The 22,989-nt window shown below is 61.7% G+C and carries 25 protein-coding genes; 4 read left to right on the top strand and 21 right to left on the bottom strand.

Going from position 1 to position 22,989, the window contains the following annotated elements; genetic code table 11:
- Positions 1–897 (top strand): site-specific tyrosine recombinase XerD, encoded by an 897-nt coding sequence (xerD, locus tag QZ460_RS03445; RefSeq protein ID WP_290540200.1) that lies wholly within the window; start codon positions 1–3, stop codon positions 895–897.
- Between the two features lie 186 nt (positions 898–1,083).
- Here xerD and QZ460_RS03440 read toward each other — a convergent pair whose 3' ends face one another.
- The 19 genes from QZ460_RS03440 to QZ460_RS03350 form a co-directional block, all read right to left on the bottom strand.
- Positions 1,084–1,437: a cytosine deaminase gene (locus QZ460_RS03440; RefSeq protein WP_290540199.1), complete on the bottom strand. Its 354-nt coding sequence runs from the start codon at positions 1,435–1,437 to the stop codon at positions 1,084–1,086.
- The gene (locus tag QZ460_RS03435; RefSeq protein ID WP_290540198.1) at positions 1,394–2,224 is read right to left on the bottom strand and encodes a DUF4296 domain-containing protein; all 831 of its coding nucleotides are present in this window, start codon (positions 2,222–2,224) and stop codon (positions 1,394–1,396) included. Before QZ460_RS03435 ends, QZ460_RS03440 begins: the two co-directional genes overlap by 44 nt.
- On the bottom strand, positions 2,221–3,429 hold the full coding sequence (locus QZ460_RS03430) for an ABC transporter permease (RefSeq protein ID WP_290540197.1): 1,209 nt from the start codon (positions 3,427–3,429) through the stop codon (positions 2,221–2,223). The genes QZ460_RS03435 and QZ460_RS03430 overlap by 4 nt, the downstream gene beginning before the upstream one ends.
- A 113-nt stretch (positions 3,430–3,542) precedes the next feature.
- Positions 3,543–3,890: a 30S ribosome-binding factor RbfA gene (rbfA, locus tag QZ460_RS03425; protein ID WP_290540196.1), complete on the bottom strand. Its 348-nt coding sequence runs from the start codon at positions 3,888–3,890 to the stop codon at positions 3,543–3,545.
- A gap of 12 nt (positions 3,891–3,902) precedes the next feature.
- Positions 3,903–4,712 carry an outer membrane beta-barrel protein gene (locus QZ460_RS03420; RefSeq protein WP_290540195.1) on the bottom strand — a complete coding sequence of 270 codons (810 nt, stop codon included), beginning with the start codon at positions 4,710–4,712 and terminating at the stop codon, positions 3,903–3,905.
- 1 nt (position 4,713) lies between these two features.
- Positions 4,714–6,762 (bottom strand): Ig-like domain-containing protein, encoded by a 2,049-nt coding sequence (locus QZ460_RS03415; protein WP_290540194.1) that lies wholly within the window; start codon positions 6,760–6,762, stop codon positions 4,714–4,716.
- A complete protein-coding gene (locus QZ460_RS03410; protein ID WP_290540193.1) occupies positions 6,759–7,709 on the bottom strand; it encodes a hypothetical protein in 951 nt (316 codons plus the stop codon). The genes QZ460_RS03415 and QZ460_RS03410 overlap by 4 nt, the downstream gene beginning before the upstream one ends.
- Positions 7,710–7,716: 7 nt before the next feature.
- Entirely contained in the window at positions 7,717–8,208 is a 492-nt protein-coding gene (gene folK, locus QZ460_RS03405; protein WP_290540192.1) for a 2-amino-4-hydroxy-6-hydroxymethyldihydropteridine diphosphokinase, read from the bottom strand.
- 3 nt (positions 8,209–8,211) lie between these two features.
- Complete coding sequence (locus tag QZ460_RS03400; RefSeq protein ID WP_290540191.1) at positions 8,212–9,357, bottom strand: DNA polymerase III subunit delta; 1,146 nt, start codon at positions 9,355–9,357, stop codon at positions 8,212–8,214.
- A gap of 140 nt (positions 9,358–9,497) precedes the next feature.
- Positions 9,498–9,680 (bottom strand): hypothetical protein, encoded by a 183-nt coding sequence (locus QZ460_RS03395; RefSeq protein ID WP_290540190.1) that lies wholly within the window; start codon positions 9,678–9,680, stop codon positions 9,498–9,500.
- Positions 9,681–9,687: 7 nt separating this feature from the next.
- Positions 9,688–10,389 carry a peptidylprolyl isomerase gene (locus QZ460_RS03390; protein WP_290540189.1) on the bottom strand — a complete coding sequence of 234 codons (702 nt, stop codon included), beginning with the start codon at positions 10,387–10,389 and terminating at the stop codon, positions 9,688–9,690.
- 15 nt (positions 10,390–10,404) lie between these two features.
- Positions 10,405–11,871, bottom strand: a complete 1,467-nt coding sequence (locus QZ460_RS03385) for an oligosaccharide flippase family protein (protein WP_290540188.1) — start codon at positions 11,869–11,871, stop codon at positions 10,405–10,407.
- A 143-nt stretch (positions 11,872–12,014) separates the two neighbouring features.
- On the bottom strand, positions 12,015–12,560 hold the full coding sequence (locus QZ460_RS03380; protein ID WP_290540187.1) for an HAD hydrolase family protein: 546 nt from the start codon (positions 12,558–12,560) through the stop codon (positions 12,015–12,017).
- Positions 12,536–13,315 (bottom strand): Rossmann-like and DUF2520 domain-containing protein, encoded by a 780-nt coding sequence (locus QZ460_RS03375; RefSeq protein ID WP_290540186.1) that lies wholly within the window; start codon positions 13,313–13,315, stop codon positions 12,536–12,538. Before QZ460_RS03375 ends, QZ460_RS03380 begins: the two co-directional genes overlap by 25 nt.
- Entirely contained in the window at positions 13,312–14,640 is a 1,329-nt protein-coding gene (locus QZ460_RS03370) for a YihY/virulence factor BrkB family protein (protein WP_290540185.1), read from the bottom strand. The genes QZ460_RS03375 and QZ460_RS03370 overlap by 4 nt, the downstream gene beginning before the upstream one ends.
- A gap of 31 nt (positions 14,641–14,671) precedes the next feature.
- A complete protein-coding gene (locus QZ460_RS03365) occupies positions 14,672–15,817 on the bottom strand; it encodes a methyltransferase domain-containing protein (protein ID WP_290540184.1) in 1,146 nt (381 codons plus the stop codon).
- Positions 15,814–16,590, bottom strand: a complete 777-nt coding sequence (locus tag QZ460_RS03360; protein ID WP_290540183.1) for a ComEC/Rec2 family competence protein — start codon at positions 16,588–16,590, stop codon at positions 15,814–15,816. Before QZ460_RS03360 ends, QZ460_RS03365 begins: the two co-directional genes overlap by 4 nt.
- Entirely contained in the window at positions 16,536–17,291 is a 756-nt protein-coding gene (locus QZ460_RS03355; RefSeq protein WP_290540182.1) for a hypothetical protein, read from the bottom strand. The genes QZ460_RS03360 and QZ460_RS03355 overlap by 55 nt, the downstream gene beginning before the upstream one ends.
- A gap of 51 nt (positions 17,292–17,342) precedes the next feature.
- On the bottom strand, positions 17,343–17,726 hold the full coding sequence (locus tag QZ460_RS03350) for a structural protein P5 (protein WP_290540181.1): 384 nt from the start codon (positions 17,724–17,726) through the stop codon (positions 17,343–17,345).
- 463 nt (positions 17,727–18,189) lie between these two features.
- Here QZ460_RS03350 and QZ460_RS03345 point away from each other — a divergent pair, with 463 nt between their 5' ends.
- The gene (locus QZ460_RS03345) at positions 18,190–18,747 is read left to right on the top strand and encodes an ABC transporter substrate-binding protein (protein ID WP_290540180.1); all 558 of its coding nucleotides are present in this window, start codon (positions 18,190–18,192) and stop codon (positions 18,745–18,747) included.
- Positions 18,748–18,816: 69 nt separating this feature from the next.
- Entirely contained in the window at positions 18,817–19,800 is a 984-nt protein-coding gene (locus QZ460_RS03340; RefSeq protein WP_290540179.1) for a CorA family divalent cation transporter, read from the top strand.
- A gap of 112 nt (positions 19,801–19,912) precedes the next feature.
- On the opposite strand, the gene QZ460_RS03335 is transcribed toward QZ460_RS03340, so the two are convergent.
- Both QZ460_RS03335 and kbl read right to left on the bottom strand, forming a co-directional pair.
- On the bottom strand, positions 19,913–20,386 hold the full coding sequence (locus QZ460_RS03335) for an Lrp/AsnC ligand binding domain-containing protein (RefSeq protein WP_290540178.1): 474 nt from the start codon (positions 20,384–20,386) through the stop codon (positions 19,913–19,915).
- Positions 20,387–20,396: 10 nt separating this feature from the next.
- Positions 20,397–21,584 (bottom strand): glycine C-acetyltransferase, encoded by a 1,188-nt coding sequence (gene kbl, locus QZ460_RS03330; protein ID WP_290540177.1) that lies wholly within the window; start codon positions 21,582–21,584, stop codon positions 20,397–20,399.
- A gap of 224 nt (positions 21,585–21,808) precedes the next feature.
- Here kbl and galE point away from each other — a divergent pair, with 224 nt between their 5' ends.
- Positions 21,809–22,837, top strand: a complete 1,029-nt coding sequence (gene galE / locus QZ460_RS03325) for a UDP-glucose 4-epimerase GalE (RefSeq protein WP_290540176.1) — start codon at positions 21,809–21,811, stop codon at positions 22,835–22,837.
- Positions 22,838–22,989: the final 152 nt, after the last annotated feature.

Here is a 22,989-nt window from a genome sequence, read left to right as displayed (position 1 = left end):
ATGGCAGAAAATACAAAAAAGTGGGACGAAACCGGCCGCCGTTACCGTACCTACATGAAATTGGAGAAGCGGCTCTCGGAAAACACCGTCGAATCGTACATGCGCGACTACGTGCAGTTTGCGCACTTCATCCTGCGCCAGTGGGACGTTGCGCCCCACAAGGTCGAGCCGCAGATGGTCGAACGCTACATGGCGTGGCTCTATGAGCGGGGACGCGAGAAGAGTTCGCAGGCCCGGGCGCTGAGCGGCGTCAAGAGTTTTTTCAACTTCCTAATGCTCTCGGACAGGATCGAATCGTCGCCCGCGGAGTTTGTCCTGACGCCCAAATTCGGCCGCCAGCTGCCCGATGTGCTGACCACCGCCGAAATCGACCGCATCATCGCCGCTGTGGATACCTCGACCGTGAAGGGGCTGCGCGACTGTGCCATGCTCGAAGTGCTCTATTCGTGCGGGCTGCGGGTCTCGGAGCTCACGTCGCTGCGCATGCAGGATCTCTTTTTCGGCGAGGGATATATCCGCGTGATCGGCAAGGGCGACAAGCAGCGGATCGTGCCGATCAGCTCGGTGGCCCGCGACCGCATCCAGCGCTACCTCGAGGAGCGGCGGGGATCCCGGGCGGGCGAGGAGATTGTCTTCCTGAACAACCGCGGGGGACAGCTTACGCGGGTGATGGTCTTCACGGTCCTCAAGCAGGCTGCCCGCCGGGCCGGGATCGACAAGCGGATCAGCCCCCACACCTTTCGCCATTCGTTCGCGACACACCTGCTCGAAGGCGGCGCTTCGATCCGACAGGTGCAGGAGATGCTGGGGCACGAAAGCATCCTCACGACCGAAATCTACACCCACCTCAACCGCGAGCACCTGCGGCGCACGGTCGAAGAGCATTTGCAGATCTGACCGGTATTTCACGCTCTGATCGCAACCTCCGATTTCCGATTCCGCAACCATCCGGCCCAAGATCTTTGTCTCCGCAACCTCCGGCTTCGGCCCCTGCAACCTCCGGCCCCAACGACCTTTGGCCCCGCAATCTTCGGTCTCCGTCCCGGTATTCCCGGGGTGGAGGGAGGGGCGTTTGCCCGGACCTTACAATTTGCGGATCTGCGACTGCGGCGTGAGGCGCAGCGAAGCATAGTCGAGTCCCGAGATGACGACCAGCACCCCGCCGGGCGTCACGCTCCGGGGCAGCAGCTCGGTGAGCGGCAGGTCGGCGGCGCGCATGCTGTCGAAGACCGTGCGGTAGTCGGCCGGGAAGTCCGGGACCAGCAGGCCCGCGTAGAACTCCGTGGCGGCGAGGCGGTCCGGATCGGGGCAGCACTCCGCGAAGAGGACACGTCCGTCCGCCCCGAGAGTCAGGAGCGGATGCCGGACGAGGCCCTGCGGCGTCCACAGCAGATTAGAGGCTATCCTTCGGGATGGCCGCGGCGCGGAGAAAGTCATCGGCGAAAATCCGGATGTCGAGTTGCTGTTCGTAGAGTTTTTCGACGGCCGTGCGGGTCGGGGGTGTGTGCTCCACCTTGAGGTCGGTGACTGTCACCGAAGGCCGCTCGGGCCGGGCGTTGAAGGTCAGCAGGTCGATGCGCAGGCGGCGGTGTGTCGTGTCGGCGGTGAACCGGCGCGACAAACTCTCCTCGCGGTTGCGCCACAGGGTCGTCGTGTAGACGTTGGTGCGCGAGTTGTCGCGCCGTTCGAGCCACATGGTGCCTTTCAGCCCCTGCCGGTTGCGGTCCAGCGAATCGACGAGGTATTTGAGCGAAAGGCTGTATTCGCCCGGCTCGACATCGAGCGTAAAGCTCAAACGGGCTGTGTCGCGCAGCGACCCGACGCGGATGAGCGAATCGGCGAGGACCGTGCGCGTGAAGGTGCGGCGGGCGACGTTGTTGATCGTGTCGAGCACGGCGACCTGCAGGTTGTAGATTTTCCCCTCCTGTTCGAGCATCTCGATGGCCTGCTCGACCACGTCGCCCAGACGGGCGCTCTTGCGCTTCGAGAAGTTGCCGATGGTGTAGTGCACGTCGTCGGTTGTGTAGCCGTAGCGGGCGAAGATCGGCTCGTAGATACGCAGCGAGTCGGTCTTGATATTCTCGCTGTTGATGTAGGCGTTGGTGAGGAACGCGTCGTGGAAAATCCGCGCCAGCGTGTCGTCGGGGATGATCTTGTGGCGGGCGCAGGCGGAGAGCAGCAGCACGAAGGCCGCGGAGGTCGCTATGCGGAGGAATCGTTTCATAATCGGTCGGATTTAATCATACTGCGGACGGTGATGTTCGAAAGGAGGGCGGCCACGGCGGCGAACGACGCGGCGACGACCGCCAGGTCGGTCGGTCGGAATTCGACGGGATAGCTCTTCGTGAGGAAGGTCTCGGCCGGAATCTCGATTAGCCCGAAATATTGTTGTGCGAGAACGGCTGCGACACCCAGTGCCATGCCGGCGGCAGCACCCAGGCCGCATATCAGCAGGCCTTCGGTGCGGAATACGGCGCGGATCAGTCCCGTGTCGGCCCCTAGGGCGCGGAGCGTGGTGATGTCGTTCCGTTTTTCGACGATCAGCATGGCCAGTGCCCCCACCACCGAGAACGACGCGATGAGGAGCACCAGCAGGGCGATGAAGAAGATGCCCCATTTCTCGTAGGTCATGATGCGGTAGAACGAGGCGCGCAGTTCGTCGCGCGTGCGGACGCGGAATCCCTCGCCCGCAACCTCCGCAACGGCCGTGCGGACCGCCTCGGCATCGGCTCCGGGGGCAAGGCGCACGACGAGTGCCGAGGCGCGGCCCGGATAGCCGAAGAGCTCCTGTGCCAGCCGCAGTGAGGCGAGCACGTAGGTGCGTTCGGTTTCGAGGTCGAGGGTATAAACGCCGCCCACGGGTTCCGTGCGGCGCGTGTAGTTTTCGAACGGCAGCAGCGAGGAGAACGATCCCCGCCGCACGGCGTAGAGCGAGACGTCGGCATCGGCCAGCGAGCGGATGCCCAGCATCCAGGCCATCGACTGCCCGACGACCAGCCGTTCCAGATCGCCCAGACGTACGCGCCACTCCCCGGCCGAAACGGCCTCTCCGAGCTGAAAGACAGCCCCATAGCCATCGTCGACACCCCGGATCCTGGCGGTGGCCTGACGCCCTCCGTGTTCGAGCAGGGCGCTCTGCTCCAGGGTGAACGACAGGGCGCCGACGCCCGGGATGCGTGCGAGGGCCGCGGTGTCGAGATCCCGCTGTGCAAAGGTCTGCCCCTGCTGCGGAGCGAGGGTCAGATCGGCGTCGAAGGCCGAATACATGGACTTGACGAGCGATTCGAAGCCGTTGAAGACCGACAGCAGGATGATCATGGCCGCAACGGGCATTGCCACGGCCGCGACGCTCAATCCCGAGATCAGGTTGACCACCGACCGGGACTGGGGCGAAAAGAGGTAGCGACGGGCGAAGAGCTGCGGCAGCATGGCGGGCTACGAATTGGAGCGTGAAACCCGAAGCCCCGGCCTCGGCAGAGGTCGGGGGCGGTTTGTACGTGCAGACGACGCCGCAGGCAGCGAAAAGAGGCGGCAGAGGCGCATCATTGTCCGTCTTCTTTCAGCGCCTGCTCGATGTGCTCGATGTACTCGAGCGAATCGTCGAGCAGGAACTGGATTTCGGGAACGTTCTTCAGCTGGTTGCGGAGCCGCTGACCCAGGGCGCGGCGGATGAACCAGTTCTGCTGTTCGAGACGTTTCATCACCTCGCCGCTCTGCCCGAAGGGGAAGATGCTGACGTAGATTTTGGCATAGCTGAAATCGGGGGATATGCGTACGGCGGTGACCGTTACGAGCGAGCCGCGCACGATCGGGGCGCCCTCTTTCTGGAAGATTTCGGCAACGTCCTTTTGGATCTGCTTGGCGATTTTCTGCTGACGGGTAGTTTCCATAATTTGTAGTTTTTACAACCCGAATTTGAAGACCTCGCGGTTCTTCTCCTTCTTGGGTCTTGGTTTCCAGGTATCGAAGCCCTGTTTGTTGAAGCGGTAGTTCAGCCCCACGGAGATCATGAGGTTGTCGAGCGGCGAACGCAGCGGAGTGGACCAGAAGGGATTTTCCGCGCTGTCGCTGTTGTTGTCGTAGTATTTGTTGCGGTTGCGGACGATGTCCGAATACCCGAACGAGTAGCGCACCCGGAAGTTGAGTTCGAAGCGCCGGATCAGAAAGGCGATGCCGCCGCCGCCGGCCAGTCCGTAGCCCCAGCGGTTGTCGCGCGCGACTTTGAAGGGATAGTCGCCTTTCCAGTCGGCGGAGCCTTTGGCCCGGGCCTGCTCGTTCTCGTAGGTGGACGAGATGTTGTAGGAGAAGGTTGCTGCCGCTTCGAGGTAGATGCGGACGTGGTTGCGCAGTATGTAGAAGTGAGGCTGCCAGACGATCGGCAGCACGATGGAGTTGATATGCCGCGTGTAGTAGAGGTAGTCCTTCTTCTCCTCGACCTGCGAGGCGTTCGTCGCAAACGAAAAGCCCTGCTGCTGGAACTCCAGGTCTATGCCGAAGCCGCCCACGAAGCGCTGCTTGCCGTAGTAGCGCCATGTAAGGCCGCCGCTGTAAAGCCCCCAGATTGCCCGCATCTCCTGCTGGGGCTGGAAGCGGCCGTTGCCCATGCCATAGCCCACCGTGAAGCCGAGCGTATGCTGTGCCGAAGCCCCCTGCCATGCGGAGAGGGCCGCAAGGGCGAAGAGCGTCGTCAGGATATGTCGTTTCATCGTCATCTTATCTGAAATTGTTGAACATTCCGCCCGCAGCGTTGAAGTTGTTGTTGAAACTGTTGTTGTTGAAGTTCTGTTGCCGGTCGCGGTCCTGATCCCGTTTTGGACCCTCCTTGGCTCGTTTCTCCGCCTCGCGGCGCAGGCGCTGCGCCTCGCGTTCGTCGAGCAGGCGCGAGAGCGACTGCATCGTGACCGGTGCGAAGATACGGTTCATGTCCATCGAGAATTCGATCTCCCAGTTGGTCTTCGTGGCGAAGGTATCCTCGCCCTGGTCGTTGGCGTAGATCTCGGCACGCTCGGGCTGGAGGCGTTCGACCACATTGCCCGAATCCCACTCGCCGTTGCCGTTCTTGTCCTCGATGATCCGGAACTTGATCTCGCCGGCGGGGACGTAGTTGAACCGGATGTCGCCGGTCGTCACCTCCCGCTTCTCCTGCTTGAGCGCGTTGTTGCCGTCGAGCAGCTGGATGATGTACTTCGTGCCGTCGTTGCGGCCCTTGACGTGGATGAGCACCGTGGCGAATTTCTCGGGATCGAAAACCGTATACTTCCCGATGATCGAGTCGTTGGAGAGCCCCGCCACGTCGGTAATGGCTCCCTCGGGGATGGTCAGCGTATACTCTCCGCCCTGCTTCCACGGGGCGCGGATCTGCCAGCGGCGCAGCATCCCCGTGTCGCGCACCATGTGCACCGGGATATCCTCGATCGAGCTATCCTCCAGCGTGCGCGTCAGCAGCAGGGCGCTCGAGTCGAGTTTCACGAGCGGATAGTCGAAATTGACCGTCAGGTGGTTCTCGGGGTTGATCTCGCCCGAAGTGGGCATCTGGAAAGCGAAGGGATTTTCCTTTTTGGGTTCCTCCCACTCCTCGCCCGCGGCCTCGGCCTTGCGGCGTTCGCGTTCGAGTTTCTCGCGTTCGCGCTCCTGCTCCTTGGTTTCGATCAGCCGCCAGGCGAGTTTCAGCGGCTCGGTGACCTCCTGCAACTGGTTGACGGTGTCGTGCTTGAAATAGGAGATCTCGCCCTTGATCGTGTCGGGAAGCGACGACGAGGGGACGTTGAACCACAGGGCGATCGTATCGCGGCCCACGGTCTGCGGATCGACGATCACCCGATCGGCCGGGATGCTGTCGAAGCGGAGCCGGGTGATCTTCGGACGCGCCGCGGCGAAGTAAAGCATCGCCTTGTGCTGCAACGGCCGCTCGGTCTGCGACAGCACCTGACGGCGGAAGGCCTTGTCGGTGAACATGCGGAAGTAGAGCTGCGGCTCGGCGCTCACGTATTGGCGGATCGAGTCGTACCACATGCCGAAATCGGGCATCTTGGCCGGGTTGTAGGTGCCTTCGAGGAAGCCCACCTGATCGTTGCCCGGCTCGTAGGTCTGGTTGTCATTCTTGTCCTGGATGGCATAGATGCGGTAGTCGATCGGCTTGAGGTTCTGGGCGATAAAGATTCCGTTGTTCTCGGCTCGGGCAATCGCCGCGGGCTTGTACTTGAAGATCGTGGAGTCGTATTCGGCGACATTTTCGACCGAGTCGGCCGGGAAGAACCAGATGAAACTCTTCGACATGGAGTCGGCCTTGTAGCTGTCGGCCGTATAGCCCGAAAGGACCATCGAGTCGATCTCGGGACCTGTCGAAAAGACGTAGCGCATCGAATAGAGCGGGTTGCCCTCGTTGTTGTCGCGGATGGCGCTGCCGAAATTGAGCGCATAGGTCGTGTTCGGGGCCAGCGTGTCGCGCAGCTGCACGACGACGCCCCGGCCGCGCAGGGTGATGAGCGGCTTTTTCTTCATCGCCGGCGAGGTGAAGAACTCCTTCTGCTGATCCTTGAGCTGTACGAATTCATCGAACTCGATGTAGATTTTCTCGTGGCCGACCGTCGGTCGGTCGGTCTGGAAGTTGTCGGGCGTCATGTTCACGATGACGGGGGGCAGCGAGTCGCGGGGGCCTCCCGTGGGGGTCATCATGCTTGCGCAGCGGCTCATGAGGGCCGAAGCGAAGAGCAGTGCCACCACAAGGCGCAGCACGTTAAGCATATGTCGCGGAGTGTTCATCGGCGTCGGGATTGTGTTTTGGGTTTTGTTTCAGGTGCACGCGACGCATCGACGAAGCGCCAGCCCTCCTCGACGTAAATCCATTTTGCGCGCCACGGGCGGAAGACCACCGGCAGGGTCACGGCCTCGCCTTTGAGGTCGACCGTCTGCTGCGAGTAGGCGTAGAGGCGGTTGGTGCGGTCGACCACGACCACCATCAGGGTCGCGGAGCTGACCTCCATCTTGTAAAGCCCGGAGTTCTTCTCCTCGTAGGCCGAGAAGGGCGAGGTGGGCGGGGCGACGCCGGCGACTTTCGCCGTGAGCTTGCCCGACACGGCATCGTCGTACGAGGCGATGTAGAACGCCGTGGTGTCGGCCGCATAGGCATAGGCCTTCACGTTGGCGATCTTCGAGGTCTCGCCGCCCTCGGCAAGCTGGACCGAGGGTTTGATGAAGCAGTCGAGGAAGACCGGAGGCGTATAGAACTTGTTGTAAAAACTCCAGCTGCCCTCCTGGTAGGAAAAACCCTTCCAGGGTTTGAAAATCAGCGACACATAGAGGGTCGGGAAGTTCTCGGCCAGCTCCTGCTGCGTGTAGGCGTAGACCTTGTTTACGGGATCGACGGCCACAACCATCTGCGTCTTGGCCGTGAGCGGCATCTGCATCCAGCCCTTGGTTCCCTCCTGCGCATAGGGCTCGGCCGTGGCGACTGGGGTGGAGTTTCGCTCCGAAAGGTTGTCCTTCCGCGCAATGACGCCGTTGAGCGCATCCTCGTAGGAGGCCACGGTGTAAAAGAGCGTATCGGCGGCGAAGGCATAGGCCTTTATTCCCTCGAACGGCTCGATCGGATCCACTGGCTGTGCCTGCGCAAGGGGTTTGAGGATGTAGTTCGTCTTGTACGATACGTCCTTGAAGCACCCCGCGAGCAGTGCGGCGGCCAAAAGCGGTATTATCTGTTTTGCCTTCATACCCGTTTTATTTGTTTCGGAGCGCATCGAGCATCTCGCCGACGGTAGCTCCCGTCACGGGATGCCGCCGCTGGCGCATGATCTCGCAGAGCGGCGTCAGCGCAAATTCCCGCTCGGCGAGCAGCGGATGGGGCACCGTGAGCCGTTCGTCGCCGATCACTTCGTCGTCGTAGAAAATGATGTCGATGTCGATCGGCCGCGAACAGTAAAGATCCCCGGACGAGGCCTTCTCGACCGCCTCGGCAGCGCGGTTGCGCCCCAGTTCCCGCTCGATCAGCTGGCAGGCGTCGAGCACCTCGTGCGGTGTGAGGTCGGTGATGACCTCCAGCGCCTGGTTTGAAAAACGTTCCGCGGCCGGGAATCCCCACGGCTCGCTTTCATAACGGTGCGAGCAGCGCAGCACGGCCCCCACCCGGGAGTTGATCAGCTGCTGTGCCGTTTGCAGGGTCCGTTTCACATCGCCCTGGTTACCGCCTAAAAGAAGTGCCACACGTGCCATAAGTCACAAATGTTTTATCATCTTGCTCACCGAGAGGGCAAAATGGGTGAATACGATCGTCGGGTTGCCGTTCTGCGCAATTTGCGCGGCGGCGCTCTCGATCTCGGCGATCAGCGGCTCGATGTTCTGCGAGCCGACGAAAGGGGCGAATTTCGAGCAGAAAGCCAGCTCCTCGCCCCAGAGGTAACTGACCTCGCGGATCCCGGCATGGAGCATGAAGCTCTCGCGCAAAAGCCGCGCCGCATCGCGCAGGAATGCCCGCTGCTGCTCGCGGGTGAGCTGCGCGGCATCTTCGGCCCAGGAGATCAGCTCGAGATGCTTGTCGTTGTAGCTCAGGCGCATGAGGCTGCAGAAAAGCTCGAAATGCTCCTTGCGCATCGCGTCGCTTTCGTCGGCCACCAGGTGCCCCAGTTCCAGCAAGTCGCCGCCGGCCAGTCGTGCCATGTTGCGAGCCTGCAGCGGATCGGACACGCCCCGCTGCTGCGCCACCCGCTCCAACACGTCGGGGGCGATGCGCGGCACGGCCACCTCCTGCGTGCGCGAAATGATCGTCGGCAGCAGCCGGTCGGGATGTTCGCTGACCAGAATGAAAAGCGTGCGCTCCCACGGCTCCTCCAGAATCTTGAGAATCTTGTTTGCGGCCTCCTCGTTCATGGCCTCCGGAAGCCAGATCAACATGGTCTTGTAGTCGGCCTCGAAGCTCTTGAACGACAGTTTGCGGATGATCTCGTCGGCCTCGCGGGCCGCGATCATGCCCTTGAGCGTCTTGCCCAGATCGAGGCGGTCGTACCACTCCTGCGGCGAGAAGTAGCCCCCGCGCTCGGAGAACAGCGCGCGGAACGGCTCCAGAAATCCGTCGCTGCGCATCACCTCGCCTGACTTCTTGCCCTGTTTGTTGACCGGGAAAACCAGATGCAGGTCGGGGTGCGCCAGCGCCGCGATCTGTTGGCAGTCGGGGCATTCGCCACACGAGTCGCCGTCGTGGCGGTGGCGGCAGCAGAGGTACTGGACATAGGCCACGGCCAAGGCCAGCGCTCCGGAGCCCGCCGTGCCCGTGAAGAGCTGGGCATGGCTCACGCGCCCGGCATCGACCGACTGCGCCAGATGCCGTTTCAAATCATCCTGTCCTGTAATATCCGCAAAACGCATAACAAATCGTCTTCTTTTATCGGCCTCCGGATCGTTCCGGACGGTCGCTGTTCACGGCCTTCCGCCGTGGTTTCAAGTCCGGTCCCCGGCTGTATCCCCGTCTCGGCGGAGAGGTGTCGCACGCGGCCGGAATGGCTCCGTTATTTTCTCTTTTTCAGCCGCCGGGAGGTCTGCACGCCGGCAATGGCCAGCAGACCCGCGAAAACCACCCCGAGGATCGTGCTCCGCACCGTGCCGCGCTCCAGTTGGAGCGCCCCGACCCCGCAGAGGAAAAGGGCGAAGCTGGCACCCATCACGGCAATTTTTCCGTTCGTCGTCTTCATCTCCAGGCTACTTTAAAACCGCCTCGGCGCGGATGATCCGCACATCCTCCAACGGCCGTCCGGCCGCATCGGTTGCCACACCCTGGATCGCCTCCACGACCTCCAGTCCCTCGGTCACACGGCCGAAAACCGTATATTGTCCGTCGAGGAACGGCGTGCCGCCGAGGGTTTCATAGAGCCTGCGCAGGGAGTCGGGGATCACGACCTTCCCGTTCGTCGCGGCGCTTATGCGCTGCTGCATCCGGTCGAGCGCGGTTCCGTCGCACGTTTTGCCCCAGACGATGTAGAACTGGCTGCCGGAGGATTTCCGTTCGGGGTTCACCTCGTCGGAAGTCCGGGCTGCGGCCAGTGCCCCGCGCGTATGCGCCAGCGCCGGATAGACGATCTCGGCGGGAAGCAGGTAGCCCGCATCGGATTCACCCAGTGTCGTACCGGCCGGGGATCGTCGCGAGGCCGGGTCGCCCGCCTGGATCATGAAATCGGCGATCACGCGGTGGAACAGCACCGAATCGAAAAATCCTTCGCGGGTCAGTTTCAGGAAATTGTCCCGGTGAAGGGGTGTCCGCCCATCGAGTTCGATGCGGATGTTGCCCGCCGTGGTATGCAGCAACACCTCGGCCGGCCCTTCCGCGCGGGGTTGGCCGCAGGCAGTCAGGAGCAGGAGGCCCGCAGCCGCGGCTGCGATTCTGGGGAAAAGTCGTTTCTGCATACTCCGATTCACTTTTTACCTGTGCAGGAATGCGCGCAGCATCGCCCCCAGGTCGATCCGCTCGCGGCGGACGAGGTAGGCGGCATACGACGCAAAGAGCACTATATTAAACGTATAGCTTGCAAACATATTGTCCGTGGAGGCGGTCAAGGCCTCGCAAACGGCGAAAACCGCGAGCGCCGCGGCGACGTATTCGCCGATGCGCCGCCAGTCGTAGGGCGTCGGGAAATAACGTCGGTTGAGCCACCAGCTGACGCCGACCATCACCGTTTCGCTTGCCAGACGCGCCCATGCGGCCCCGTAGTAGCCCCAGAGCGGTATGAGCCAGAATCCGAAAGCGACAATGGCGATCAGGCCCGAACCCGTGACGACGATGGCCAGCGAAGTGCGCTCTTCGCGTTTGTACCAGAACGAGAGGTTGAGCCACACGCCTGTCAGGACGTTGGCCCCGAGCACCACCGGGAGGATGAAGATCCCCTCGCGGAAGCTGCGTCCCACGATCAGTGCAAAGAGGTCGCGGAATAGCGCAATGCCGAGGAAAATCAGCATCGAGGCCATGACGTAGTATTTCAGCGCCGCGGCGTTCATGGCGACGAAGTCCGATTTCCTGAAGTTCGAGAGGAAGAACGGCTCGGCGGCGAGGCGGTACATCTGGTAGAAGAGCATCATCACCACGGCAATCTTCGTGATGGCCCCGTAGATGCCCAGCTGTGCCATGGCCCCTTCGGGCACGAGGTACTTGATCAGCTGCCGGTCGATGAACTCGTTGGCCGTTCCGGCAAGCCCGCCCACCAGCAGCGGCAGCGAGTAGGCGAAGATCGCCACGAGCAGCGCCCGGTTGATCTTCGGGACCGTGCGGTCGGCGGTTCCGAGGATTGCCAGCCACGTCACGACGCTGGCAATCAGGTTGGCGACGAAGACCCATCCCACGCCGAAGTCGGTGGCAAAGAGTCCCGCGGCTCCGAACCCGAAGGCCAGCGCCACGTTCAGCACGACGTTCATGGCTTTCAGCCCCACGAACGTCATGGCTCGTCCCTGTTCGCGCAGCCGCGAGAAGGGGATGCAGGCCCAGACGTCGAAAAGGATGATCAGGGCGACCCAGACGACATATTCGGGATGCGCGACATACGCCTCGCCCATCATGCGGGCGATGTCGTCGCGGAAAAGGACCGCCGTCAGGAAGAAGAGCGCTGCAGCGAGCGACGTGACGCCCCATGTCGTGGCGAAAAGCCGCCGCTTGGCCGCCTTTATATCGCCGCCCGCCTCCTCGGCCTTGGCCGAAAAGCGGAAATAGCTCGACTCCATGCCCATCGTCAACAGCGTGAGCGCCAGCGGTATCAGGGCGTAGATGTCGGTGACGACGCCGTAGGTTTCCTGGCCGAACACACGGGTGTAGTAAGGCGTGAGCAGGTAGCTCAGGAACCTTACGACGATGGTGCTGATGCCGTAGACGGCAGTTTGTTTGGCCAGTTTTTCGAGCATGACGGAGGCTTATAGTCCGGCAAAGATACAAATTTTAGCCGGAAACCCCGCATTGTTTCTCCTTCTTTCGAAGAAAGAAGAGAAAGGGGCCGCACCGTTTCGCCGGCCGGGGGACGGACAGAGACTCTCCTCCGGGATGTGCCCTACCGCGATGCCACGAGCGACGAAGGCGTGACGCCCTGCGAGTCGCGCGCCCAGTCGCCGCGGGCGCGGAGCACCTGCTCGATGATGTCGCGCACGGCTCCTTCGCCGCCCCGGAACTCCGAGACGTAACGCGACGTCTCGATCACCTCCGCCGCGGCGTCTGCCGGGCAGACCGGAAGGCCCACTTCGCGCATGCACTCCAGATCGGGGATGTCGTCGCCCATGTAGATCACATTGGCCGGATCGAGTCCCTGCTCCGTCATGTATTCGCGGATGGCCGTGATCTTGTCCATGCAGTCGACGTAGAAATGGTCGATGCCGAGCATCCGGAGGCGGTGTTCGAGCGTCCGGCCCCGGCCGCCGGTGATGATGCAGACCTTGTAGCCGATCTTGATCGCGTAGGCCAGCGCATAGCCGTCCTTGGCGTGGTAGCGGCGGATGAAGTCGCCGTCGGGTGTGGGGATGATGCCTCCGTCGGTCATCACGCCGTCGACGTCGAAGACGAAGGCTTCGCAACGCGCTATATCTTCTTTGAAGTTTCCCATATGCTTTGACTTATCGTTGAGTAGATGTTTTTCAGTCGGAGATCGAAGTCCAGCAGATCGCCGTGGCGGGCCATCGTGGCCGAATCGTTGCGCACGGCGGGTCCCGTCTGCACGTCGAGCGGCGAACGGGCGTCGCAGGCCTTGGCCGCGGTTTCGGCGATCAGCGGTTTCAGCACGTCGAAATCCAGCCCCGCACGGCGGACGATGCGCTCGCCCACGGCATACATGTGGTTGGAAAAGTTGCAGGCGAAAACCGCTGCGAGATGCACCTTGCAGCGCTGTGCCGAGTCGGCCCAGATGACCGTTCCGGAGAGTTTCCGGGCGAATGCCTCCAGCTCCGGGTGCAGCTCGGGCAGCGGCGCTTCGAGAAAGACGGGGATCACGGAAAAGTCCGCTTCGCGCCCTTGGGTGAAGGTCTGCATCGGATAGAAGACGGCCCGCCGGGCGAATCGCTCCGGGATGGCCGTGACCGGCACACTGCCGGCCGTGTGGGCCACCGCGGCGCCTTCGGGGATCGGGAGCCTTGCGGCCACCTCCTCCACGGCGCGGTCGCTGACGGCAATCAGGTAGATGTCGGCATCCTTGCGGAGCTTCTCGGGGTCTGTTTCCCAGTCGGTTGCGGCCAGCTGCGCGACGCGGCGCGCCCGTTGGTGATTGCGGGCGAAAATCTGCACGAGTTCCAGTTCGCTTTTGGCAACGGCGCGGGCCAGTGCCTCCGCGAGGTTGCCGCTGCCGATGATGACGACACGTTTCATGGCTTCTTTTTGTTTGTGTTTTCCAGCAGGTTCACCAGCCGCACGTTGTCCTGCGATTGGCGGGCCGACTCTTTCAGTATCTCCAGTTCGTGGTCGATGCGCGCCAGTTCGGGAGTCTGCCCGAGGTCGAACGAGGTCTGGCCCGAGTGCTCGACCGCCTCCAGTACGCCGTAGACGGTCATCGACGCGATGTCGTGCGCCGGGGTGAAGGCCACTTCCCGCTCGCCGTCGCCGCTGCGCACGGCGATCAGCTGTCCGGCCTGCACGAGTTGGAACAGCACGTCGTTGACGATGCGCGTGGGCAGGTCGAGGCGTTCGCGGATTTCGTCCGCAGGCAGTGCGCCGCCCTTGTCGCGGAAATTCCGCACGACGGTGAGCATCACGGCGAGCAGAACCTTGCGCCGCTGGTCGTAGCTGATGAGCAGCGATTCGCGCTCCTGGCCGAAGCGCGCGATATTCTGATAGGCGAACGACAGCTCGCCGCCGAAGAGGAGGATCTCCCACGAGGTCTGCATCCAGATCAGCAGCAGCGGCAGGGCCGCGAAGCTGCCGTAGATGGCGTTGTAGGAGGTCATCCACCGCTGCACGTAGACATAGCCCCACTGGAAGAGCAGGAAAATCGTCCCGGCGACGATGCCGGCCGTCAGTGCGCTGCCGAAGCGCACTCGGGCGTTGGGTATGACGATGTAGAGGAAGGTGAACATCACCCAGATGACGACCATCGAGGCCAGGTGTGACAGCAGTTTGAAATACCAGCTGTCGTTGGCTCCCAACAGCTGTTCGGCGTAGTTGCCCACGGCATTGGCCACGATCCAGAGGATCGGCACGATCATCACCACGGCGATATAGTCGGTCCACTGGCGGGTGATGCTGCGCTCGACCTTGACCTCCCAGATGTTGTTGAAGGCGCTTTCGATCGACCCGAAGACCCGGATCACGGCCCAGAAAAGCATGACCAACGCTACGGCGGCCACCACACCGCCCTGGGTGCGTGCCAGGGCGTTTTCGGCGAAGTTGACGATGTAGTCGACGATGTCGGGGTTCCGGGGGAAGAGGCCGTAGAGATTTTCGATCAGTCCGTCGGCCAGGCCGAATCCTTTCACGACGGCGAATACCACCGCGAGAATCGGCACCAGCGACATCAGCGTGTAGAACGTGAGCGCCGCCGAGCGGACGATGGTTCCGTGTTCGAGCAGGCCGCGGGCCGTGTAGAACAGCAGGCGGTATTGCTGCACGAGCCACCGCACGACGGGATTGCGCCATTCGGTGACGTCGCGCCGGAAAATCGTGTCGGTGAAGTATGTCAGAAATTCGTTGATTTTCATGAGTCGCAACCGGCCAATCCGACAAATGTAGCTATTTTAAACGGATAACCCAAAAATCGTTCCCGATTTTCGTGAAGGCCAGCCGCAGACCGCTCCCGGCATGCAGCCCCAGACGACGCATCAGCTCCTCTGCGGCGAGCGGGAAATCACGCTTGAACAGCTCCGCCCGGCAGCCTTTCAGCTCTCGTTTCAGCCGCTTGGGGTCGTAGGGCTCGATGCTTTCGATGGCGAAGGTGCGCCCCAGTACGCCTTGCGGCTCCTCCACGGCGAATCCGAAGCCATTGTCGCTCCGGATGCAGGCTTTCCCGGCGAGGTGGATTCGCGCCAGACGGGCCTTCTGCAACGCCACGTCGGGGATCACCAGCCAGCCGTAACGCTCCGGTTCGAACGGCTCCGGAGAAGGGGCCGGCTGACCGGGCGATGCCGAAAAACTCCCTCGCCCGAGGGCTGTGGCGGTGATGAGCGGCCCCGTGCCGTCGTCGTAGACCACCACCTCCTTGCATTCGTCCCCGAGCGACAGGACCTCTACGCGGCAGTCCGGGAAGAGCCTGAAGGCCTCGTCCACATCGAACAGCGGGGAGTTCTTGATGCACAGCCGCCCCGAGATCTGCTTCAGACGCGGTCTCAGGGCGACGATGTCGGGCGAACAATCCTCCGGGCGCACCAGTTTGCGGCCTTGGGCCGAACGGCGGTCGGGATCGGCGTAAATCCAGTCGAAACGCAGACCGTCGCCCCGGAGGTACTCCTCGGCGGAGGTATTGACGACTTCGATATTCGTGACGCCCATTCTGGAAAAATTCTCCGCAGCCACGCGGGCCAGCATTTCGTTGCGTTCGAGCGTCACCACACGGCCAAAGCGGCGGCTCAAAAAGAGGGCGTCGACGCCCAGTCCGCAGGTGAGGTCCAGCACCGTGTCGCCGTCGAGGAGCTTGTGGGCGGCGCATGCTTCGCTCGACGCCTGCTCGAAGGCCAGGGGCGGCAGGATGCACTGCGCCGCAGCATACGAAGGGAGCTTCTGCGCGGCCCGCGCGAGGTATTTGACCTGTGTGGCCACGAGCCGGGCGTGGGGGATGCTGCGGTCCAGGGCCACTTCCAGCGGGTTGCGGCCCCGGGCGGCGGCGATGGCGCTCCGCACTTCGTCCGAGAGCAGGAGGGAATATTCTTCGGGAGTAATCACGTTCGCAAAGGTACGTTTTTTTTCGGTTCGACGCTCCACGCCGCAAGGGTCGCAAGCGTGAAGAACGTGTAGATTGCCACCGTCTGCCATCCGCCGAGGGTGTAATCCGCCGCTCCGCCCGGCAGCGAGGCGGTCAGACGGGCCAGCGCGCTGATCCCTTCGGCGGCGCTTCCCGTGACGAAGCCGAACGCCGGGGCGAGCGCCCCGACCGGCGCCGCCATCCACAACCCTCCGCCGAAGACCACGACGCCGGCCAGTGCGATGTCCAGCGGATTGATTGCCAGTCCCGCCAGCGGAACGACGCCGAACGTGTGCGAAACGAGCGGCGCCGTGGCGATGGTCGCCACGAACCCGACCAGATAGGCGTCGATGACGACATTCGCGATCCTCCACCGGGTCCGGCAGCGGCGGCAGAGCGGCATGCCCCAGGCGAGAATGGCCGCCACGGCGACGAACGATAGCTGGAAGCTGATGTCGCCCAGCCAGTTGGGATTCCAGATCAGCATCCCGACCCCCGCGGCGGCCAGCGCATTCAGCCCGGAGTATTCCGAAGCCGAGGCCAGAGCCGCCTGCAGAACCGTGCACATCGCCGCGGCCCGGACGGCGCTGGGCGGAAATCCCGCCGCTGCGACGAAGAACCACACGGCGGCCGCCGCCAGCAGGTTTTTCAGCAGGTGCCCCCGTCTGAAAAGCGGCAGCCACCACAGCGCAAGGTTGATCAGCACGAAAACGATCCCCGTGTGGAGCCCCGATACGGCCAGCAGGTGCGACAATCCGCTCCGGGAGTATCCGTGCGAAGTTCGGGCGTGATGCCGCGCCGTTCGCCCGCCGCCATGGCCTCGACGACGGCCGCTGCTCCAGCGCTCATCGGCAGCCGGGCGAGCCTCTCGACCGCCCTGCGGTGCAGCCCCGCATGCCGCTCCGGAAGGCGTTCGAGGAGCGTCCGCTCCAGAATCCACAGACTCCCGGCATAGCCTCGCCGCGCCATCAGACGGCGATAGCTCTCCGCACCGCCGCGAAACGGCCGCGCGGCGCCCCGGCAGCGGATGCGTTCCCCGACATGCAGCTCCACCAGTGAATCGGCGTATAGCCGGATCCGGGCATCCGAAGCGTGCCAGCGCCCGTCGGCGGGATTGCGCCATGCCGCCACCGACGCATCGGCTACGGCATAACGGCCCCGGTCGGCCGGGAATCCCTCGACCGCGACTTCGTAGACCGTGTACACGTTCCGCGGCACGGTGAGCCGGGGTGCACGGAGCTGTGCTGCGGCGAATCCCGCCGTGAGGATCATGGCGGCCGTGGCAGCAGGCGAGCGCAGCGACAGGGCCAGCACTCCCGTCACGACGAAAGCCCCTGCGAGAAACCACAGGGGCAGTTCGTAACGGCCTGCCAGCGCGATTCCCGCGGCGAAAAAGACGAGAATCCGAAGCATCGGCATGCGGCCGAGCCGGTCAGACAGGCGGGAAATCTTCATGCGGACGGTCTATTGTGTCGTAAAGATAGCAAAATCGGACGAAAAGTGTGCCTAGCCGCGCTCGATTTCGTCGCGGTCCGCCGCCGTGCCGTTTTCCACGCGCGAAATGGCTGCGGCCAGGGGGATCATCGTCGCCGGGTCGAACGTGTCGAGGGGCTCGTCCGGCCCGATGCCCGTGTCGGCGGCCACGGCGCGGATGTAGGCCTCGGTGCGGTTCTCCGAGGGCGGCGCCCAGCGGGAAATCATTCCGCGGATGGTCCGCAGTCCGTGGCGGACCCGGTAGGTGTGCAGCAGCACGAAGACGGCCCGATAGCCCCAGTCCAGCGATGCGAACTGCTTGAAGGCCGGGTCCCGCGAGGGCTGCACTTCGCCCTTGTAGCGGACCTTCGACTGCCGGATGTTCCCCGGATTGCAATTCGACAGTCTCCTACTCATCGCCGGCCTCCTTTCGGATGCGGCGGTGCACGTAGCGGCGCAGCCAGCGGAACAGCGGGGCATACTGTTGCGGAATTTGTGTAAATAGCATAATGGATTTTTAAGAAGGATGACCGTATTCATTAGCCGCGGGATGCGACTTCGCCGCAGGATCCGGCGAGGACGGCATGCGGATGCTTTTGGGACGTCCGGCAGCACGGGCACAGAGGAGCCGGATTGTTGATAACGCGTTTAAAACTTGTCGATAAGTGGGAATAACAATCCACAAATTATGGAAACAGAAGTGTTTCCCGATGTTGATAACTTTGCCTTCCCTGCCGGGCGGCTGTGAATCGTAGGGCAAATATACGACACGGGATACCCCCTTGTCAAGACCCCGGTGCACTTTTTCCCGATTTTATGGAAAAACTTCGGGATTTTGTCGTACCTTTGTTTCGCAAACCAACAGTTTTACACCTTATGGATGATGGTCATAGTTCCACGTATAGCCGTCGTGTCGTGCTTCAGCACGACGCCATTCATCTATGGTATCCAGCACGAAGATAATCTCCGGGCCGGACTGCTGTTGTCCGATCCCGACAAAATAATCCAGACCTTTTCCGAGCACAACGCCGATATCGCCCTGATTCCGGCCGTCGCCGTGCCGTCGCTGACCGGCGCGCGCATCGTCACCGAATACTGCGTCGGGGGTGTTCCCGCTTCGCAGGAGGCCCTGCTTGCCAGCGACGACGTGCTGGTCGGAACGTGGAAGCCGTTCGGGAAACTTCCCTGTGCCTTCGCCGTCTGGGTGGCGCACGCCGATACGGATCCCGACGTCGTCGAGACCTTGCAGCACGCCCTGACCTGCGGGCTCGAGCACGGCTACGAGGCGATTCTCGAATCGCCTTTTGCGGCCGATTCCGGGCGTGCCTATGCCGAACTCGCACATTTCGACTACATCTTCGACAATCAGAAAGACAAAGCGCTTAAAAAGTTATGGAACTCGGGCCTCAAGTCGGTCCCGAGAGCCAATCCCGGCTGAAGAGCTTAGCGGACCGGAGATCCGCCTCTCTGCACGTAAACGGATTCACGAACTTTAAGAGAGCGTCTTATGATTACAATTTACCTCAAGCAATACAACAAGATCATCCGCAATGCCGACACCAAGCTCTTTGATGAACTGGGCTACGACGACATTCTGTGGATCGATATGGTGCTGCCCACGATCAAGGAGCAGAAGGCCGTCGAGAATTTCATGGAGATCAGCCTCCAGACCAGACAGCAGGTCGAGGAGATCGAGTCGACGTCGAAATACTCCGAGAACGAGAATTCCATCATCTCCAACTCCAACTTCTTTGTCCCCACGGGCGACTCGTTCATCGTCGAACCGGTGTCGTTCATCATCTCGAACGAGGGAGTGCTGGTCTCGGTGCGCAGTGCCGAATTCCGGACCTTCCGCGAGACGGAAAAGCGGCTCCAGATGAACTACCGCAGCTATTCGACGGGCTATCACCTCTTCATTTCGCTGCTCGAGGTGCGCATCGACTTCGATGCCGACCTCGTGGAGCTGATCGCCAAGCAGGTCGCGGCGCTCTCGAAGGACATCAACTCCGAGGATTCGATCGACAAGGAGGTGCTGCACCGCATCAGCGCACTGCAGGAGTCGACCATGTCGCTGCGCGAGAACATCTTCGACCGCCAACGCGTGCTGTCGGGGATCCTGCGCTCGGAGCGCTTCCCCAACGATATCTATCCGCGCCTGCAGCTGATGATCAAGGACGTCAACTCGCTGATCAACCATGCCGACTTCAGCTTCCAGAGACTGGACTATATCCAGGATGCGGCGCTGGGTCTGATCAACATCGAGCAGAACGAGATCGTCAAGATATTCTCTGTGGCGGCGGTGATATTCATGCCCGCAACGCTCATCGCGTCGATCTACGGCATGAACTTCAAGTTCATGCCCGAACTGAACTGGACACTCACGCTCAGCAACGGCTGGAACATTCCCCTGGGCTACCTCTTCGCCATCGGGATGATGATCTTCTGTTCGGCTCTGACGATCTGGTACTTCAAGTACAAAAAGTGGCTCTGACTTCCCGGACGGCATCGGGATGCGGGTTGTGCCCAAATGCATAAGGGGGCTGTATTGAGATACAGCCCCCTTGTGTGTTGTCAGCCCGGAGAAGCCTCCGGCGGTTTGCGGCCTATCCGTCGATAAAATCGATATTCACCTCGCGCTGGAATACCTCCTGCAACGAAATGTAGGTTTCGGTCGTAGCAAGACCCTGGATGCGCAGGATGCTGTTGAAGATCGTGCGCATGAGGTGCTCGTTGTCCACGCAGTAGAGTTTCACGAGGATGTTGCCTTTGCCCGTGATGAAGTGGCATTCCACGATTTCGGGGACCTCCTTCAGCTCCTCGACCGTCCTGGTCAGCAGCTGCGGGTCCTTGAGCGTGATGCTGATGTGGGCGCAGACGTCAAATCCCATCATCTTGGGATCCACGATCAGGCGGCTTCCGAGAATCACGCCCGACTCGTCGAGCTTGCGGATGCGCTGGTGAATGGCGGCTCCGGAGATGCCGCATTCGCGGGCGATCTCTAGAAAAGGCATCCGAGCGTTCTTGATGAGGTATTTGAGGATCTTGCGGTCGATCGTGTCCAATGCGGGTTTAGCCATGGAGGAGGGATTATTTGATTACGTTCAGTTCCTTGCCCACCTTCGTGAAGGCGGCGATGCAGCGGTCGAGCTGCTCGAGGGTGTGGCCTGCGGAGACCTGTACGCGGATGCGCGCCTGTCCTTTGGGGACCACCGGGTAGTAGAATCCCGTGACGAAAACGCCCTCGTCCTGCAGCTTCGCCGCAAACTCCTGCGACAGTTTGGCGTCGTAGAGCATCACGGCGCAGATGGCCGACTGGGTGGGTTTGATGTCAAATCCCGCCGCCATCATTCCTTCGCGGAAATGTTCGACGTTGGCCACCAGTCTGTCGTGCAGTTCGTGGCTCTCGGCGAGCATCTTGAAGGTCTCGATTCCGGCTCCGACCACGGCGGGGGGCAGCGAGTTCGAGAAGAGGTAGGGGCGCGAACGCTGGCGCAGCATGTCGATGATCTCCTTGCGGCCGGTGGTGAATCCGCCCACGGCACCTCCGAATGCCTTGCCGAGCGTACCCGTGAGGATGTCCACCTGCCCGCGCAGGTCGTAGAGTTCGGTGATGCCGCGTCCCGTTTTGCCCAGCACACCCGCCGAATGGCACTCGTCGACCATCACCAGCGCGTCGTACTTTTCCGCCAGGGCGCAGATCTTGTCGAGCGGAGCGGCGTTGCCGTCCATCGAGAATACGCCGTCGGTGACGATGATGCGGAACCGCTGGGCCTGCGCCTTTTTCAGACACTCCTCCAGTTCGTTCATGTCGGCATTGGCGTAGCGGTAGCGCACGGCCTTGCACAGACGCACGCCGTCGATGATCGAAGCGTGGTTGAGCGAATCGGAGATGATGGCGTCCTCCTCCGAAAAGAGGGGTTCGAACACGCCGCCGTTGGCATCGAAGCATGCGGCATAGAGAATCGTGTCCTCCGTCCCGAAATAGTCGGCAATGATGCGTTCCAGCTCCTTGTGGATGTCCTGACAGCCGCAGATGAAGCGTACGGACGACATGCCGTAACCGCGGCTGTCCATGGCGCGCTTGGCCGCTTCGATCAGTCGCGGGTTGTCCGACAGCCCGAGGTAATTGTTGGCGCAGAAGTTAAGGACCTTGCGGCCTGCAACCTCGATCTCGGCCCGCTGGGGCGAAGCGATGATCCGTTCCCGTTTGTAAAGCCCTGCGGCCTCGATTTCTGCGAGTTCATGTTGCAGGTGCTCCTTGATTTTTCCGTACATATCCGTTGTTTTTTTGATGAAATTCCGAACGTAAGGTGACGATTTATTACAAATGTACGATAAATTTCCGAAAAGCGGCACTTTTCGGATGCTTTTTTCTCGCTTCGGCTTACAATTTGTTATCCGCCCGCCTCCTCCACCGCCGAATGCTTTTTTCGGCGGCGTTTTTTGCCACCGCATGATTTTTTTAATACCTTTGTTTCCATAATAATAACCAGCTACCTATGAAAAAATCGTGTGTATTGGTCAGTGGCGGAGCGGGCTATATCGGTTCGCACACCTCTGTGGAGCTCATCGCGGCCGGCTACGACGTGGTGATTGTCGACAACCTTTCGAACAGCGATCTCAACGCCGTCGAAGGCGCGCGCAAGATTACCGGCGTGGACATTCCGTTCGTCGAGGTCGACTGTTGCGACCGGGCTGCCTTCCGCAAGGTCTTCGAAGCGTATGAATTCGATTCGGTGATCCACTTCGCGGCATCGAAGGCCGTGGGCGAGTCGGTCCAGAAGCCGCTCGAATACTACGGCAACAACCTCACTTCGTTCATGAACGTCATCGGCCTGATGCGGGAATTCGGGCGCCGGAACATCGTCTTCTCGTCATCGTGCACCGTTTACGGCGAGCCGGAGAAGCAGCCCGTGACGGAGCAGACCCCCCGCAAGCCGGCCACTTCGCCCTACGGCAACACCAAGCAGATGTGCGAGGATATTCTGCGCGACTCGCTCGCCGCCTACTCCGGCATGAAAGGCATTGCGCTGCGTTATTTCAACCCCATCGGTGCCCACCCCTCGGCACTGATCGGCGAACTGCCGCGCGGCGTGCCGCAGAACCTCGTGCCCTTCATCACGCAGACCGCCGCCGGACTGCGCGAATGCCTTTCGGTCTTCGGCGACGATTACCCGACGCCCGACGGGTCGTGCATCCGCGACTACATCGACGTCGTGGACCTTGCCAAGGCCCACGTGGCGGCCATCAACCGCATGGTCGGCGAGAAGAACAAAGAGGCCTACGAGATTTTCAACATCGGCACGGGCCGCGGTGTCTCGGTGCTGGAACTGATCCGTAAGTTCGAGGAGGTCAACAATCTGAAGCTCAACTACAAGATCGCGCCGCGCCGTGCGGGCGACATCATCTCCATCTGGGCCGATCCGACCCTGGCGAATACCGAGCTGGGCTGGACGGCCGAGCGCACGCTCGACGAGACGCTCCGCGCCGCCTGGAAATGGGAGAAACATATCCGTGGCATCGAATAATCCGCCGCCAGGAGATAAGCCCGAGGGGTGGAATGACGGTTCCGCCCCTCGTTTTTTCGGCCAGGGGCGATTTTTCGGCTGCTGATTTTTCATTTCCAATTATTTGCACTACCTTTGCACTCCGAAAACAGGCGGAAATGGGATGCGGACCG

Source organism: Alistipes sp. (genome assembly GCF_020026455.1).
Taxonomy (GTDB): Bacteria; Bacteroidota; Bacteroidia; order Bacteroidales; family Rikenellaceae; genus Alistipes.
Note: the sequence above shows the minus strand (reverse complement) of the source record. Positions and strands in the feature narration are given on the sequence as shown.

Excerpts from the sequence above, each read along its gene's own strand:
- QZ460_RS03370 (WP_290540185.1), bottom strand. The coding sequence starts at position 14,640 with ATGAAAATCAACGAATTTCTGACATACTTCACCGACACGATTTTCCGG.
- QZ460_RS03340 (WP_290540179.1), top strand. The coding sequence starts at position 18,817 with ATGATTACAATTTACCTCAAGCAATACAACAAGATCATCCGCAATGCC.
- QZ460_RS03335 (WP_290540178.1), bottom strand. The coding sequence starts at position 20,386 with ATGGCTAAACCCGCATTGGACACGATCGACCGCAAGATCCTCAAATAC.
- xerD (WP_290540200.1), top strand. The coding sequence starts at position 1 with ATGGCAGAAAATACAAAAAAGTGGGACGAAACCGGCCGCCGTTACCGT.
- QZ460_RS03435 (WP_290540198.1), bottom strand. The coding sequence starts at position 2,224 with ATGAAACGATTCCTCCGCATAGCGACCTCCGCGGCCTTCGTGCTGCTG.
- QZ460_RS03420 (WP_290540195.1), bottom strand. The coding sequence starts at position 4,712 with ATGACGATGAAACGACATATCCTGACGACGCTCTTCGCCCTTGCGGCC.
- QZ460_RS03375 (WP_290540186.1), bottom strand. The coding sequence starts at position 13,315 with ATGAAACGTGTCGTCATCATCGGCAGCGGCAACCTCGCGGAGGCACTG.
- QZ460_RS03385 (WP_290540188.1), bottom strand. The coding sequence starts at position 11,871 with ATGCTCGAAAAACTGGCCAAACAAACTGCCGTCTACGGCATCAGCACC.
- QZ460_RS03345 (WP_290540180.1), top strand. The coding sequence starts at position 18,190 with ATGATGGTCATAGTTCCACGTATAGCCGTCGTGTCGTGCTTCAGCACG.
- QZ460_RS03390 (WP_290540189.1), bottom strand. The coding sequence starts at position 10,389 with ATGCAGAAACGACTTTTCCCCAGAATCGCAGCCGCGGCTGCGGGCCTC.
- folK (WP_290540192.1), bottom strand. The coding sequence starts at position 8,208 with ATGGCACGTGTGGCACTTCTTTTAGGCGGTAACCAGGGCGATGTGAAA.
- rbfA (WP_290540196.1), bottom strand. The coding sequence starts at position 3,890 with ATGGAAACTACCCGTCAGCAGAAAATCGCCAAGCAGATCCAAAAGGAC.
- QZ460_RS03355 (WP_290540182.1), bottom strand. The coding sequence starts at position 17,291 with ATGAAGATTTCCCGCCTGTCTGACCGGCTCGGCCGCATGCCGATGCTT.
- kbl (WP_290540177.1), bottom strand. The coding sequence starts at position 21,584 with ATGTACGGAAAAATCAAGGAGCACCTGCAACATGAACTCGCAGAAATC.
- QZ460_RS03410 (WP_290540193.1), bottom strand. The coding sequence starts at position 7,709 with ATGAAGGCAAAACAGATAATACCGCTTTTGGCCGCCGCACTGCTCGCG.
- galE (WP_290540176.1), top strand. The coding sequence starts at position 21,809 with ATGAAAAAATCGTGTGTATTGGTCAGTGGCGGAGCGGGCTATATCGGT.
- QZ460_RS03440 (WP_290540199.1), bottom strand. The coding sequence starts at position 1,437 with ATGACTTTCTCCGCGCCGCGGCCATCCCGAAGGATAGCCTCTAATCTG.
- QZ460_RS03380 (WP_290540187.1), bottom strand. The coding sequence starts at position 12,560 with ATGGGAAACTTCAAAGAAGATATAGCGCGTTGCGAAGCCTTCGTCTTC.
- QZ460_RS03415 (WP_290540194.1), bottom strand. The coding sequence starts at position 6,762 with ATGAACACTCCGCGACATATGCTTAACGTGCTGCGCCTTGTGGTGGCA.
- QZ460_RS03430 (WP_290540197.1), bottom strand. The coding sequence starts at position 3,429 with ATGCTGCCGCAGCTCTTCGCCCGTCGCTACCTCTTTTCGCCCCAGTCC.
- QZ460_RS03400 (WP_290540191.1), bottom strand. The coding sequence starts at position 9,357 with ATGCGTTTTGCGGATATTACAGGACAGGATGATTTGAAACGGCATCTG.
- QZ460_RS03395 (WP_290540190.1), bottom strand. The coding sequence starts at position 9,680 with ATGAAGACGACGAACGGAAAAATTGCCGTGATGGGTGCCAGCTTCGCC.
- QZ460_RS03350 (WP_290540181.1), bottom strand. The coding sequence starts at position 17,726 with ATGAGTAGGAGACTGTCGAATTGCAATCCGGGGAACATCCGGCAGTCG.